We start from the raw sequence: 12,144 nt of genomic DNA, 5'->3' as shown, positions 1-12,144 counted from the left end.
AGTCACCCACGCCCGTCAGGTCCGTCCTGCTCCGCGGGCCGGTTGTACTGCTCCAACGTCGCCTTGGAGGTCGACGCGTCGCGCAGGACCAGCTCCCACGGGCCGGTGTTCACGTCGAACTCCTTGCCGAAACCGACCCACTTGCCGACCATCCGCCGCCCGGTCGGCTCGATCAGGAGCTGTATGGCGCCGTGGTAGCGGGCGCCTCGGTAGTAACCGTCCGACGCCGTCTGCTCGTTCCAGGACCCGGTGACGACGTTCCCGTCCACCTCCAGGTCCATCGTGAGCGGCGAGTCGGACGAGCCGGGCAGGCTGCGGACGGTCAGGCGGTTGCCGTGCTGGAGGAGCACCACGTGGTGCAGCCCCATGTAGGTGGCGTCGCGCCCGGAGCTGAAGTACTCGTAACGGGACAGCCAGACCCCCGAGTAGGCACCCCGCGCACCGGCGTTCGCCGCCAACCGCGGCGTCGCGGCAGCGCCCTCCGACGGCACCCCGACCGAAGTCGACGTCACGTCGTGCCCACCGCGGCCGTCGCCCGAAACCCGCGCGATCGGAACGGGAGTGGCGAACCCCAACGCCTCGATCGGCATCCCGGTGACCCGTTCGAGAGCCCTGGCGTGCAGCGGCCGAGGACTGCCGATCGTGCCCGCCTCCCACCGCTGCACCAACCGCTTGGAAGCGCCGGGGATTCCCACGTCCCGCAACGCGCGCGCCAGGTCGTCCTGGCTCATGAGGAGCCCCATGCGAACTGCCCTCAGGGCAGTGTTCGGTGTCACACCCATAGCAGAGCACAGTAGCCCCAACCACCCTGCAATGTCACCGAAATGACGCCCATCAGGTCGCCGCAATGACGCCTCGACCGACGCCGCGCACTCCGCATCCGATCGGACACGCTGGGTCAGGAGAGACGGTTCCGAGGAGGTGGCCTGATGTCAGAAGCGGGTGGGGACAACCACGAGCCCGTTGTGGGAACGACGGCACGGGACGGCGCGACCAACCGCATCGGCAGGGTGATGGCACACGAGCAGGGCCTGGTGTGGCTGCGCCCGTTGGACGGTGGACGCGAATGGACGGCACGGCCGAACGACATCGAACCGGTCAGCCTGAGCGAGTCGTTGCGACCGCTGGTGACTGAGGCGAATCGCCGCTCGGCGGAGCCACGGTGAGCCGCCGGCGGATGGTGATCCGGTTGGCCGAGTGCGGCGTGACCGCAGAGACCGACGGCGGTGTCCCGCATGAGCGTTGCAGCACACCGGGCACCGCCCGCCCCACCCGTGCGATCGGCTGGCGACGGAGTCCTTCCGGCTCGTCACGCCGGGCCACGACTGAGAGTTGCCCGTTCCGAGCGTTTGGATTTGGCGATCCGGGTGACGACGAACCAACCGAGGACGGACAGTCTCCCCCAGCTAACGCCGGGAGGTGCCCCAACGGGGCCGGCCCTGGCCGCATATCCACGCCTACCGCTGGAGCGGCGACCGCCGCGCCTACGACCAGGAGGCCCACGCCGACCGGAGTCGCCCGCGTTCGCCACCAACCCCTGCACGCCGATCCTCATCGCCAACTGGCTGCTGAGACCGGTCCGGTGGAACAGATGACGCGCGCCGCGCCCGGCTTCGCCAACCCACAGGAACAAGAACCCGCGCGGCTCGCCGCGAAGCTCGCGCACGTCGCCGCCACCCTCCGGGGGAGGCGACGCACACGCCGCTTGGTTTCTCCAAGCAACCGGCTACACCACCCTCGACCAGGAACAACCCCGGCCTCGCGTGCCCGGCGGCTGGCAGGATCGCTGCATGAACGAGATCGTCCTGATGTCGGATCCCGCCGTCGCCGCCATACCCGTCGTGGAGTGCGGCGAGCGGCTGGTGGACGTCCGCAAGGAGGATCCCGCCGGCGCCTTCGCGTACCTCCGCGAGAGCGTGGTGGAACAGCTGCGGTACGCCCAGGATCGACTTCCCACCGACCGGCGGCTGTTGGTCGTCGAGGGCTATCGGCCGCTCGCTCCAACCCACGTACCTTGACGAGTACTCCGGCCGGCTGCGGGCCACCCCTCCTCCCTGGTCCGAGGCCCAGCTGCACTCGGCGGCCAGCCGGTACGCGGGTGCGGCCGTGGATCTCACGCTCGCCGACGCCGAGGGGCGCGAGCTGGACCTGGGGACACGGCTGAACGCCGACCCGGAGGAGAGCGACGGCGCCCGTTTCACCGACGCCGCCAACATCAGTGACCAGGCCCGCGCCCACCGGGCGGCGCTCGGCGCCGCGCTCACCGCCGCCGGTCTCGTCAACTACCCGACGGAGTGGTGGCACTGGTCCTTCGGCGACCGCTACTGGGCCCTGGTCACCGGGACGCCCTCCGCCCGCTACGGACCGATCGAGCCCAGCTTCTCCTCGATCCAGGCGACGCCGAAGTCGACGGCCTGATCGGCCTCGAACAGGTAGCTGTCGGCGGCGCCGACCCGGCCCCGCCGGCCGATGCCGGCGGCGAGCATGTCCCGCACGATGACGGCGAACGGGTCCTCGCCCTCCGGCACCACGGGCGAGTAGTCGAAGGCGCCGTTCTCCGAGTCGATGTCGTGGAAGCGTCGCCAGACCCGCCGGCCGTCCTCCTCCAGCACCGGCTGTTCGTAGTCCACGAACCGCTTGCCCGGCGCCTGGGCGAGTGCCTCCGCGTGGTGCAGCAGCGTCATGGTGTCCAGCGGCGCGCCGAGCATCAGCACCCGGCCGCCGCGATCCACCAGGCGCGCCAGCGGACTTCCGGGACCGTGCGGGTCATCCCAGGGGTGGTCGGCCACCAGCTCCTCCGCCGCCGCGCCCAGGGCGGCGAAGCTGACGTCCGGGTGCCGGCTGCGCACCGCCCCCGGCCAACGGCGCAACGCCTCCGGGAGGCGGCCGTTGTCGTGCGCCGCCTCGCTCACCACGGGGTCGTACGCGGGGTGTTCGGCACGCAGCGCGTCCCGCCACTCGGCAGGCCAGTCGACGAAGTCGTACGGCGGCGCGTCGTTCCAGCCGCTGTACACCAGCAACGTGCCGTCCGCGCCCACCACGTCACGCAACGCGCCGATGACGGTCGCCGAACCGCCCGCCACATAGCCGAGCGCCGACATCCGGGTGTGGAACATCACCACGTCACCGGCGCAGAGGCCGAGCGCGTCCAGGTCACCGCTGATCCGGCTCCGGGTCACCGGGCCGCCCGAGACGGCCAGCAGGCTCGTTTCGTCCATGATCGGTGAACTCGTCGCGACGCGAGCCGGTTCCCCTGGTCAGGACTCGCAGCAGCGACACCCCCGCCACGACCGCCACGGCGTGGAGCGCGGCGGCGACGGCCGGATGCTCGGGCGGCACCGCGTCGGCGGGTTCGGCGAGCGCGACATAGCCGGTGAGCGGCAGCTTCCAGCCGCTCCACGCGAACAGCGAGCCCGACCCCAACCAGCCGAGCGCCACCAGCGGCAGTCGGCGCGGCGGCCGCGCCCAGGCGGCTGCCGTCGCGGTGAGCGCCCAGAGGCCGCCGAGCAGGGTCAACATCCGCCAGTCCGCGTCGCGTTGGTCCGGACGCGCGAGGCCGACCGTGCCGCCGGCCGCCCAGTACAGCCAGCAGACGCCGGGCAACGCGCCGGCCGCCAGCACCCAGCGGCGGGCCGGCGCGCCGATCCGGTCGGTGCGGAGGTGCGGCCAGCGGCGGCGCACGTACCCCGGGAGCGCAAGGGCGAGACCGAGGCCCGTGGTCACGAAGGCGGCCTGGATCAGCGCGCCCTCCCACGCCGGCATGTCCCCGGAGTCGTCATCCCCGGCCACCGTGGTGACGAGGGCGAACGGCAGCACCGACACCAGGAAGCCGGCCCCCACCCAGGCGGCCAGCGCCAGCGGCGGCGCCGGGATCCGCATGCCCCAGGGCCGCACCAGGGCGAGCGCCAGCACGATCCCGACGGCCGCCATGACGATGGTGACGCCGTTGAGCACCACCCACTCCGCCACCGAGGCGTCGCTTCCGGTGGGCAGCACCCCGGCCAACGCCCCCACCACCCAGGAGACCTTGATCAGCAGATACGGCGTCATGGCCAGCGCCGCGCCGTATCCTCCGGCCCGGCTCATCCGCTCCCACCACACCACGCCCGTGCCCCTTTCTCCCGCCGTGTCCCTCACGCTAGGAAGCCGCCGCGACACGGTCGTCCCGCGCCGGGCGGATCCGTCTCCCCCGCCCGGGGGAGGCGGTTCCGCACTGAGCAGGAGGCGCACGGGCCGCGCCGGGCGGCAGCGTGGGTGCGTGACCACCACGTCTCCCGCCCTCCGGTGAGGGCCCCGGCGCCATGCTGCTGCTGGTCTACGCTGGCCAGGTGATATCGGGGGTGCTGGTTCTCGCCGTCGGCGTCCGCCTCCTCGTCGGGCGCGCGACGTCCGGGGCTCGGACGCCATGCTGAACGCCCGGGTGCTGGCCCGCAGTTGGGCGCACCTGCTGCTCGGCGGGGCGCTGCTGATGCCGTTCTTCCTCCTCACCTCGGTGGTCGTCGGGCTCGCGGCGCCCGACACCCACGTCACCGTCCATCTCGGCTGGCAGCTCGTCGCCTACGGCCTGGCGCTGCCGCTGGTCGCGGTCGCCGGCCTGCTCCGCCCGGTCCGCCCGCTCGAGGTGGCCGCGGTACGTGCCCTCGTGGCCGTCCCGGGTTCGGCGCTCGCGGACGGGCCGGCCGGCTCGCCGGACGCGCGGCGCCGGGCGGCCGGATGGTTCCTGGCGCACACCGCGCTCGGCGGGCTGGTGAGCGGGGCCTCGCTGGCGCTGCCGCCCGCGGTGGTGTTCCTGGTGGCGATGCCGTTCGTCGGCCCGCTGCGCCGCAGCCGCTGGGCCGACCAGTTCCCGGTGCTGCCCGACCCCCCGTGGCTGGGGCCGCCGCTGGGTCTCGCCGTGCTCGCCACGCTGCTGGCGGCCGTGGCCGGGGCCGGCGCGCTGCTGGCCCGGCTGGCGCCGGCGCTGCTCGGCCCGACCCCGGCGGACCGGCTGGCCGCCGCGGAGCGCCGGGCCGCCGATCTGGCCGTCCGCAACCGGCTGGCGCGCGAGCTGCACGACTCCGTCGGCCACGCGCTCAGCACCGTCACCCTCCAGGCGGGCGCCGCGCGCACGGTCCTGGCGGCGGACCCGGACTTCGCCCGCGAGGCCCTGGTGGCCATCGAGGAGACCGCGCGGCGGGCCGTCGCCGAGCTGGACACGGTGCTCGGGCTGCTCCGCGACGAGGAACCGGGCGACCGGACGCCCGCACCCACCCTGGACGGGGACCTCGACGGGCTGCTCGACCGGGTCCGGGCGGCCGGGGTCGCCGTCCACCTGGCCGCCGCCCCACGGCCCGGCGCCCTGCCGCCGGTCGTCTCCCGCGAGGCGTACCGGATCGTGCAGGAGGGCCTGTCGAACGCCGTCCGGCACGCCGGCCGGGTGCCGGTGCGGCTGCGCCTGGCCCACACCGACGAGGAGCTGACGATCACCGTGGAGAACCCCGTGCCGGCCGCCGCCGCCCGCCGGAGCGGCGGCGGCCGCGGCCTGCCCGGCATCGCCGAACGGGCCACGCTGCTGGGCGGCGGGGCCTCGTGGGAGGCGGCCGGCGGAACGTGGCGGCTGGTGGCCACCCTGCCGCTGGCGGGCGGTCCCCGGTGAGCGGCGGCCGGCCGCTCACGGTCGTGCTGGCCGACGACGAGCGGCTGGTCAGGACGGCGCTGCGGGCGATCCTGTCGGCCGAGCCGGACCTGGAGGTCGTCGGTGAGGCGGCCACCGGGGCGGAGGCGGTCTCGGTCGTCCGCCGGCTGCGCCCCGACGTGGTGCTGATGGACGTCCGGATGCCGGAGGTGGACGGCATCCGCGCCACCGAGCGGCTGCTCGGCACGATGGACCCAGCGCCCCGGATCGTCGTGGTGACGACGTTCGAGAACGACGCGTACGTCTACGACGCGCTGCGGGCGGGTGCCAGCGGCTTCCTGCTGAAGCGCTCGGCGGCCGAGGAACTCGTCCAGGCGGTGCGGCTCGTCGCCCGCGGCGAGTCGCTGCTGTTCCCGGCGGCGGTGCGGGCGCTGGCCACGCGCCACTCCCCGACGCACCGGCCGGGACCCACGCCCGGCCGCCGGCTCACGGAGCGCGAGGCGCAGGTCCTGCGGCTCGTGGCGGAGGGGCTGACGAACGCGGAGATCGCGGACCAACTGGCCGTCGGCGCCCAGACGGTCAAGACACATGTGGCGGCGGTGCTGGCCAAGCTCGGCGCCCGGGACCGCACGCAGGCGGTGATCATGGCCTACGAGCACGGCTTCGTGGTCCCGGGGCGGCGGGAGCCCTCCGGTTGATCAGGCCCGCTCCGGTTTGGTCACACCCCCAGGTGGGCGGCGCCTTCGGCGAGCAGGTGGCCGAGGGCGAGCGCGTCCGGGGCCACGGCCGTGACCAGGGCCGCCGGCCCGGCCAACGGGGTGAGGACGGCCGTGTCGGCGAGCACCCGCGCCTCGGCCGGCTTCTCCTCGAACACCGGGTCGACGACGAGGAGTTGGCCGACCGCACGGTGGCCGTCGAGCACCGCGCCGCCGTCCCAGCCCGGGGTTCCGGGGCCGAAGGCGAGCTCCTGGTCGAGCAGCGGCCGGCCGGCGAGGCGCACGACGAGCCGGGAGAGCAGCCGGCCCGGCTCCTCCCCCGCCCGGCCCAGGACCAGTTGCTCGCGCAGCACCAGCCGGGCGCCGGCCGCGAGAGCCGCCCGCGTCGTCGTCCGCAGGTCGCTGCCGGCCGCCGCGATCAGCGGCTCCGGGAGCCACCGCAGCTCGCCGCCCTCCCCCACCGTCAGCGTCACGTCGTAGTCGGCCGGCTCGCCGCCGCGGCCCGGCAGGGCGACGGTGGCGGCGGCCGAGGTGATCCGCAGGGCCGCGCCCGGCGCGGCCTCGGCCGTCAGCCGCAGCCGGTCGCCGCCCAGCGGGCCGCTCATCGCGCCGACGACCGTGACCTGCGTGTACGGGCCGGCCGCGCGGGTGCGCCGCAGCGCCAGCGGCCCCTCGCCGCGCAGCAGCGGCAGCGAGCCGTCCGCCGCGGCCGTGACCCGGGCGTGGGCGGTGACGCCGGCGCCGGCGCTCACGCCGCCGCCGGGGCCCAGGCGGCGAGCCGCCCCAGCACCCAGTCGGCGACCGGCCGGACGCCGTCCGCCTCCCGCAGCGAGGTGAACGCGACCGGCAGTTCGCCGCGCTGCGCCTTCGCGTCGCGGGCCATCGCCGCCAGGTCGGAGCCGACGTACGGCGCGAGGTCGGTCTTGTTGATCACCAGGAGGTCGGCGGTGGTGACGCCGGGCCCGCCCTTGCGCGGGATGTCGTCGCCGCCGGCCACGTCGATGACGAAGATCTGGGCGTCCACCAGGCCGGTGGAGAACGTGGCCGTCAGGTTGTCGCCGCCGGACTCGACCAGCACCAGGTCCAGCGGCCCGGTCCGCTCCTCGAGGTCCTCCACGGCCTCCAGGTTGGCGGAGATGTCGTCCCTGATCGCGGTGTGCGGGCAGGCGCCGGTCTCCACGGCCACGATCCGCTCGGCGGGCAGCACGGCGGCGCGCAGCAGGAAGTCGGCGTCCTCGCGGGTGTAGATGTCGTTGGTGACCACGCCGATGGCCAGCCGGTCGCTGAGCGCGCGGCAGAGCGCGGCGACGGTGGCGGTCTTGCCCGAGCCGACCGGGCCGCCGAGGCCGACGCGCAGGGCGCGGCTGCCCGGCTCGACCGGCGGTACGGCCTGGTATGTGTGGCGGTGCGGGAAGGTCTCCGGGTGGTCGAGGTGCACGGTGCGATCTCCTACGAGGCGACTACGGGGCGGCTACGAGGCGGCTGCGGGGCTACGAGGCGAAGAGGCGGACGGGCCAGGCGGCGTGCGCCTCGGCCCCGATGTCGAGCAGCGGGGCGGAGGCGGACGGCAGCGCGTCGGGGTCGCCCAGCGCGGCGGCCTCGGTGGCGCGGCGGGCCACGGCGTCGACCTCCGCGCTGAGCCGGGCCAGCACGGCGGTGGCGGCGAACGGATCCAGCGACAGCAGTCGGACCGCCGCGCCGGATGGCCCGCTGACGGCGTCGTAGGCGGCGGCCCTGGCCGCGTCGGCGGGGGCGAGTCCCGCGGCGCGGGCGGCGAGGCCGAGCACCACCGGTTGGTGCAGCCCGCCCCGGAAGGCGGCGGCGAGCGCGTCGAGCTCCGGTGACGGCCAGGTGGCGCGGGCGGCCCGCATCAGCTGGCGGCCCAGCTTGCGGGCGGTGGCGCGCAGCGCCGGCGACGGGGTGCGGGCGTCGGCGGCGGCGTCGAGCTCGGCCGGGTCCTGGCCGCCGCAGGCCGCGGCGGCCAGCGCCGCGGCGACCAGTCCCGCGGTGTGCAGCCGGCCCCGGCAGAAATCCTCCAACGAGGCGGGCCCGGTGATCCGCCCGACGCGCACGGCGGCCTCCGCGCCGCCCGAGTGGGCGTGCGCCCCGGCCGGGAACCTGCCGTCCGCGAGCAGCAGCAGCGCGGCGCTCATCAGCGGCGGCCCATCAGAACAGGAAGTACCGCTGGGCGAGCGGCAGCTCCGTGGCCGGCTCGGGGACGACCGGCTCGCCGTCGATGGAGACGGTGAAGGTGTCGGGGTCCACGGTGACCGCCGGCCGCGCGTCGTTGAGCCGCATGTCCGCCTTGGTGGTGTGCCGGGTGTCCCCGATCGGGAGGAACCGCTTGGCGAGGCCGAGACGCTCGTCGAGACCGCCGTCCAGCGCCAGCTGGGAGACGAAGTTGACCGAGCCGGCCGCGGCCGCCCGGCCGAGGGCGCCGAACATCGGCCGCGGCAGCACCGGCTGCGGGGTGGGGATGGAGGCGTTGGCGTCGCCCATCTGCGCGTAGGCGATCTGGCCGCCCTTGATCACCAGCAGCGGCTTGACCCCGAAGAACGCCGGCTCCCACAGCACCAGGTCGGCCAGCTTGCCCGGCTCGACGGAGCCGATCTCGTGGTCGATGCCCTGGGCCACCGCCGGGTTGATGGTGTATTTGGCGACATAGCGACGGACCCGCAGGTTGTCGGCCGCGCCGTCCCCCGGCAGGGCGCCGCGCCGTCGCTTCATCACGTGCGCGGTCTGCCAGGTGCGGGTGATCACCTCGCCGACCCGGCCCATCGCCTGCGCGTCGGAGGAGATGATCGAGATGGCGCCCAGGTCGTGCAGGATGTCCTCGGCCGCTATCGTCGAGGGCCTGATCCGCGACTCGGCGAACGCCAGGTCCTCGGGCACCGCCGGGTTGAGGTGGTGGCAGACCATCAGCATGTCGAGGTGCTCCTCGACCGTGTTGACGGTGTGCGGCCGGGTCGGGTTGGTGGAGCTCGGCAGCACGTTGGACTCGGAGACCACCGTGATGATGTCGGGCGCGTGCCCGCCACCCGCGCCCTCGGTGTGGTACGCGTGGATCGTCCGGCCGGCGATCGCGGCCAGGGTGTCGGCGACGAAGCCGGCCTCGTTGAGGGTGTCGGTGTGGATGGCCAGCTGGGCGCCGGTCTCGTCGCAGACCCTCAGGCAGGCGTCGATCACGGCCGGGGTGGCGCCCCAGTCCTCGTGGATCTTGAAGCCGAGCGCGCCGCCGCGCAGCTGCGCCAGCATCGCCTCGCGCGAGACGGTGTTGCCCTTGCCGAGCAGCCCGAAGTTGATCGGCGCGCCGTCCATCGCCTCGAACATCCTGGCCAGGTGCCAGGAGCCCGGGGTGACGGTGGTCGCCTTGGAGCCCTCGGCCGGGCCCGTGCCGCCGCCGATCAGCGTGGTGACGCCGGAGGCCAGGGCCGTGTCGACGATGGTCGGCGAGATCAGGTGTACGTGCGCGTCGATGCCGCCGGCGGTGAGGATGCGGCCGTTGCCCGCGATGATCTCGGTCTCGGGGCCGATCACCAGCTCGGGGTGGACCCCGTCCATGGTGTCGGGGTTGCCGGCCTTGCCGAGCGCGGTGATCCGGCCGTCCCTGATGCCGACGTCCGCCTTCACGATCCCCGTGTGGTCGAGCACGACGACGCCGGTGATCACGGTGTCGGGGGTGCCGTCGGCGCGGCTGGCCCGGGACTGGCCCATGGACTCGCGGATCACCTTGCCGCCGCCGAAGACCGCCTCCTCGCCGGCCCGGCCCGGGCCGCCCGCGAGGTCCTCCTCGATCTCGATCAGCAGGTCGGTGTCCGCGAGCCGCACCCGGTCCCCGGTGGTGGGCCCGTACAGGTCCGCGTAACGCCGCCGGCTCAGCTCAGCCATCGAGACCACCGCCCGTCTCGCCGCGCAGCCCCGGCACGACCCGCCGGCCGGCCAGCGGCACGAGATCGACCTCCACCGGGATGCCGGGCTCGAAGCGGACGGCCGTGCCGGCCGCGATCCCGAGCCGCCTGCCGCGGGCGGCGGCCCGGTCGAAGTCGAGCCCCGGGTTGGCCTCGGCGAAGTGGTAGTGGGAGCCGACCTGGATCGGCCGGTCGGCGACGTTGCGCACGACGAGCCGGACGGCCGGGGCCCCCTCGTTGAGGGTGACCGTCCCCTCGGCGAACAGGATCTCTCCGGGAATCACGCTGTCCTCCACTCCTTCCAGGTCAGGCGATGGGCTCGTGGACGGTGACGAGCTTGGTCCCGTCCGGGAAGGTGGCCTCGACCTGCACGTCGTGGATCATCTCCGGCACCCCCTCCATCACGTCGGCGCGGGAGAGAATCCTGCGCCCCGACTCCATGAGCTCGGCGACCGTGCGGCCGTCCCTCGCGCCCTCCAGCACGTGGACGGTGATCAACGCGACCGCCTCCGGGTGGTTGAGCAGCAGCCCGCGGGCCCGGCGCCTGGCGGCCACGTCCGCGGCCACGTGGATCAGCAGTCGTTCCTGCTCGTGCGGGGTCAGCTGCACGCCGGCCGCCCTTCTCTCTGGGTCATCGCAGGCTGTGGAGGTTAGTTCGATCCGGTTACGGTGGCGTTACCCTGCCCCCGTGACCTCCGCAGTATCCCGTCGCGCACCGTGCTCCGGTGTGACCGGCGTCAAAGAAGTGGCCGCGATCAGCGGCGACGGTGCAGGGTAGACGGTGCGGGGTAGGAGAGCGGGACGCACCCACCCTCCGGTGCGGGGAAGTGAGAGGAAGCACATGAAGATCGGGATCGTCGGAGCCACCGGACAGGTCGGCGGAGTGATGCGCGGAATCCTGGCCGAGCGGAAGTTCCCGGTCGACCAGCTCCGGCTCTTCGCCTCGGCGCGGTCGGCCGGCAGCACGCTGCCCTGGCAGGACGGCGTGATCACCGTCGAGGACGCGGCCGCGGCCGACTTCTCGGGCCTGGACATCGTGCTCTTCTCGGCGGGCAAGGGCACCTCGCTTGCGCTGGCCGAGAAGGTGGCGGCCTCCGGAGCCGTGGTGATCGACAACTCCTCCGCCTGGCGGATGGACCCCGACGTGCCGCTCGTCGTCTCCGAGGTGAACCCGCACGCCGCCGCCCACCGGCCCAAGGGGATCATCGCCAACCCCAACTGCACCACGATGGCCGCCATGCCGGTGCTGCGCCCGCTGCACCAGGAGGCCGGCCTGACGTCCCTCGTCGTCGCCACCTACCAGGCGGTGTCCGGCAGCGGCCTCTCCGGCGTCGCCGAGCTCGACCGCCAGGCGCGGGCCGCGGCCAACCAGGACATGGCCCGGCTGACCTACGACGGCCGGGCGGTCGACTTCCCCGCCCCCGAGAACTACAAGCGGCCCATCGCGTTCAACGTGCTGCCGCTGGCCGGCTCGATCGTCGAGGACGGCCTCGGGGAGACCGACGAGGAGCAGAAGCTCCGCAACGAGAGCCGCAAGATCCTGGAGATCCCCGAGCTCAAGGTCTCCGGCACCTGCGTCCGGGTCCCGGTCTTCACCGGCCACTCGCTGCAGATCAACGCCCGCTTCGAACGCCCGCTGAGCACCCAGCGTGCCACGGAGCTGCTGACCACGGCGGAGGGCGTCGCGCTCTCCGACATCCCGACCCCGCAGCAGGCGGCCGGCCGCGACGCGAGCTACGTCGGCCGCATCCGCCGCGACGAGACGGTGGAGCACGGCCTGGCGTTCTTCGTCACCAACGACAACCTGCGCAAGGGCGCGGCCCTCAACGCGGTCCAGATCGCCGAACTCATCGCCGACGAGTCCCACTGACACACCCCCCGGCGCCACGCGCCGGCTTCCCCCACC

13 protein-coding genes and 1 pseudogene are annotated in these 12,144 nt (G+C 74.3%); 5 read left to right on the top strand and 9 right to left on the bottom strand.

Annotated features, from left to right (window positions below; genetic code table 11):
• Positions 1-2: 2 nt before the first annotated feature.
• On the bottom strand, positions 3-731 hold the full coding sequence (locus RNC47_RS29160) for an XRE family transcriptional regulator (RefSeq protein WP_394814906.1): 729 nt from the start codon (positions 729-731) through the stop codon (positions 3-5).
• A 198-nt stretch (positions 732-929) separates the two neighbouring features.
• Between RNC47_RS29160 and RNC47_RS29155 the strand changes: the two genes are divergently transcribed.
• Both RNC47_RS29155 and RNC47_RS29150 read left to right on the top strand, forming a co-directional pair.
• Positions 930-1,166 carry a hypothetical protein gene (locus RNC47_RS29155; RefSeq protein WP_311602979.1) on the top strand — a complete coding sequence of 79 codons (237 nt, stop codon included), beginning with the start codon at positions 930-932 and terminating at the stop codon, positions 1,164-1,166.
• Positions 1,167-1,790: 624 nt separating this feature from the next.
• Positions 1,791-2,418 (top strand): annotated as a pseudogene (locus RNC47_RS29150) (M15 family metallopeptidase).
• Here the strand turns inward: RNC47_RS29150 and aac(3) are convergent.
• Both aac(3) and RNC47_RS29140 read right to left on the bottom strand, forming a co-directional pair.
• Positions 2,358-3,218: an aminoglycoside 3-N-acetyltransferase gene (gene aac(3), locus RNC47_RS29145; RefSeq protein WP_311602977.1), complete on the bottom strand. Its 861-nt coding sequence runs from the start codon at positions 3,216-3,218 to the stop codon at positions 2,358-2,360. The pseudogene RNC47_RS29150 and the gene aac(3) sit on opposite strands and share 61 nt — an antisense overlap.
• On the bottom strand, positions 3,154-4,086 hold the full coding sequence (locus RNC47_RS29140) for a hypothetical protein (RefSeq protein WP_311602975.1): 933 nt from the start codon (positions 4,084-4,086) through the stop codon (positions 3,154-3,156). Before RNC47_RS29140 ends, aac(3) begins: the two co-directional genes overlap by 65 nt.
• A 319-nt stretch (positions 4,087-4,405) precedes the next feature.
• Here RNC47_RS29140 and RNC47_RS29135 point away from each other — a divergent pair, with 319 nt between their 5' ends.
• Together RNC47_RS29135 and RNC47_RS29130 are read left to right on the top strand one after the other, a co-directional pair.
• Entirely contained in the window at positions 4,406-5,635 is a 1,230-nt protein-coding gene (locus RNC47_RS29135; RefSeq protein ID WP_311602974.1) for a sensor histidine kinase, read from the top strand.
• Entirely contained in the window at positions 5,632-6,312 is a 681-nt protein-coding gene (locus tag RNC47_RS29130) for a response regulator transcription factor (RefSeq protein ID WP_311602973.1), read from the top strand. The genes RNC47_RS29135 and RNC47_RS29130 overlap by 4 nt, the downstream gene beginning before the upstream one ends.
• Positions 6,313-6,332: 20 nt before the next feature.
• Here RNC47_RS29130 and RNC47_RS29125 read toward each other — a convergent pair whose 3' ends face one another.
• Genes RNC47_RS29125 through RNC47_RS29100 form a run of 6 tightly spaced genes read right to left on the bottom strand, consistent with a single transcriptional unit; the run spans position 6,333 to position 10,847 of the window.
• A complete protein-coding gene (locus RNC47_RS29125) occupies positions 6,333-7,082 on the bottom strand; it encodes an urease accessory protein UreD (protein WP_311602972.1) in 750 nt (249 codons plus the stop codon).
• Positions 7,079-7,768, bottom strand: coding sequence for an urease accessory protein UreG (gene ureG, locus RNC47_RS29120; RefSeq protein WP_311602970.1), 690 nt, complete (start codon positions 7,766-7,768; stop codon positions 7,079-7,081). The genes RNC47_RS29125 and ureG overlap by 4 nt, the downstream gene beginning before the upstream one ends.
• A 52-nt stretch (positions 7,769-7,820) precedes the next feature.
• Complete coding sequence (locus tag RNC47_RS29115; protein WP_311603015.1) at positions 7,821-8,486, bottom strand: urease accessory protein UreF; 666 nt, start codon at positions 8,484-8,486, stop codon at positions 7,821-7,823.
• Between the two features lie 10 nt (positions 8,487-8,496).
• Positions 8,497-10,218: an urease subunit alpha gene (locus tag RNC47_RS29110; protein WP_311602968.1), complete on the bottom strand. Its 1,722-nt coding sequence runs from the start codon at positions 10,216-10,218 to the stop codon at positions 8,497-8,499.
• Positions 10,211-10,522, bottom strand: coding sequence for an urease subunit beta (locus RNC47_RS29105; protein WP_311602966.1), 312 nt, complete (start codon positions 10,520-10,522; stop codon positions 10,211-10,213). Before RNC47_RS29105 ends, RNC47_RS29110 begins: the two co-directional genes overlap by 8 nt.
• A gap of 22 nt (positions 10,523-10,544) precedes the next feature.
• Positions 10,545-10,847 carry an urease subunit gamma gene (locus RNC47_RS29100; RefSeq protein WP_311602965.1) on the bottom strand — a complete coding sequence of 101 codons (303 nt, stop codon included), beginning with the start codon at positions 10,845-10,847 and terminating at the stop codon, positions 10,545-10,547.
• A gap of 232 nt (positions 10,848-11,079) precedes the next feature.
• Here RNC47_RS29100 and RNC47_RS29095 point away from each other — a divergent pair, with 232 nt between their 5' ends.
• Complete coding sequence (locus RNC47_RS29095; RefSeq protein ID WP_311602963.1) at positions 11,080-12,108, top strand: aspartate-semialdehyde dehydrogenase; 1,029 nt, start codon at positions 11,080-11,082, stop codon at positions 12,106-12,108.
• Positions 12,109-12,144 lie beyond the last annotated feature (36 nt).

This window comes from Streptomyces millisiae, from assembly GCF_031845425.1.
Taxonomy (GTDB): Bacteria; Actinomycetota; Actinomycetes; order Streptomycetales; family Streptomycetaceae; genus Streptomyces; species Streptomyces millisiae.
The sequence above is the reverse complement of the archived record's forward strand: the minus strand, read 5'-3'. Positions and strand labels throughout refer to the sequence as shown.

Coding starts and splice junctions, on each gene's coding strand:
- RNC47_RS29160 (WP_394814906.1), bottom strand. CDS start 731: ATGAGCCAGGACGACCTGGCGCGCGCGTTGCGGGACGTGGGAATCCCC.
- RNC47_RS29155 (WP_311602979.1), top strand. CDS start 930: ATGTCAGAAGCGGGTGGGGACAACCACGAGCCCGTTGTGGGAACGACG.
- RNC47_RS29140 (WP_311602975.1), bottom strand. CDS start 4,086: ATGAGCCGGGCCGGAGGATACGGCGCGGCGCTGGCCATGACGCCGTAT.
- RNC47_RS29135 (WP_311602974.1), top strand. CDS start 4,406: ATGCTGAACGCCCGGGTGCTGGCCCGCAGTTGGGCGCACCTGCTGCTC.
- RNC47_RS29110 (WP_311602968.1), bottom strand. CDS start 10,218: ATGGCTGAGCTGAGCCGGCGGCGTTACGCGGACCTGTACGGGCCCACC.
- RNC47_RS29095 (WP_311602963.1), top strand. CDS start 11,080: ATGAAGATCGGGATCGTCGGAGCCACCGGACAGGTCGGCGGAGTGATG.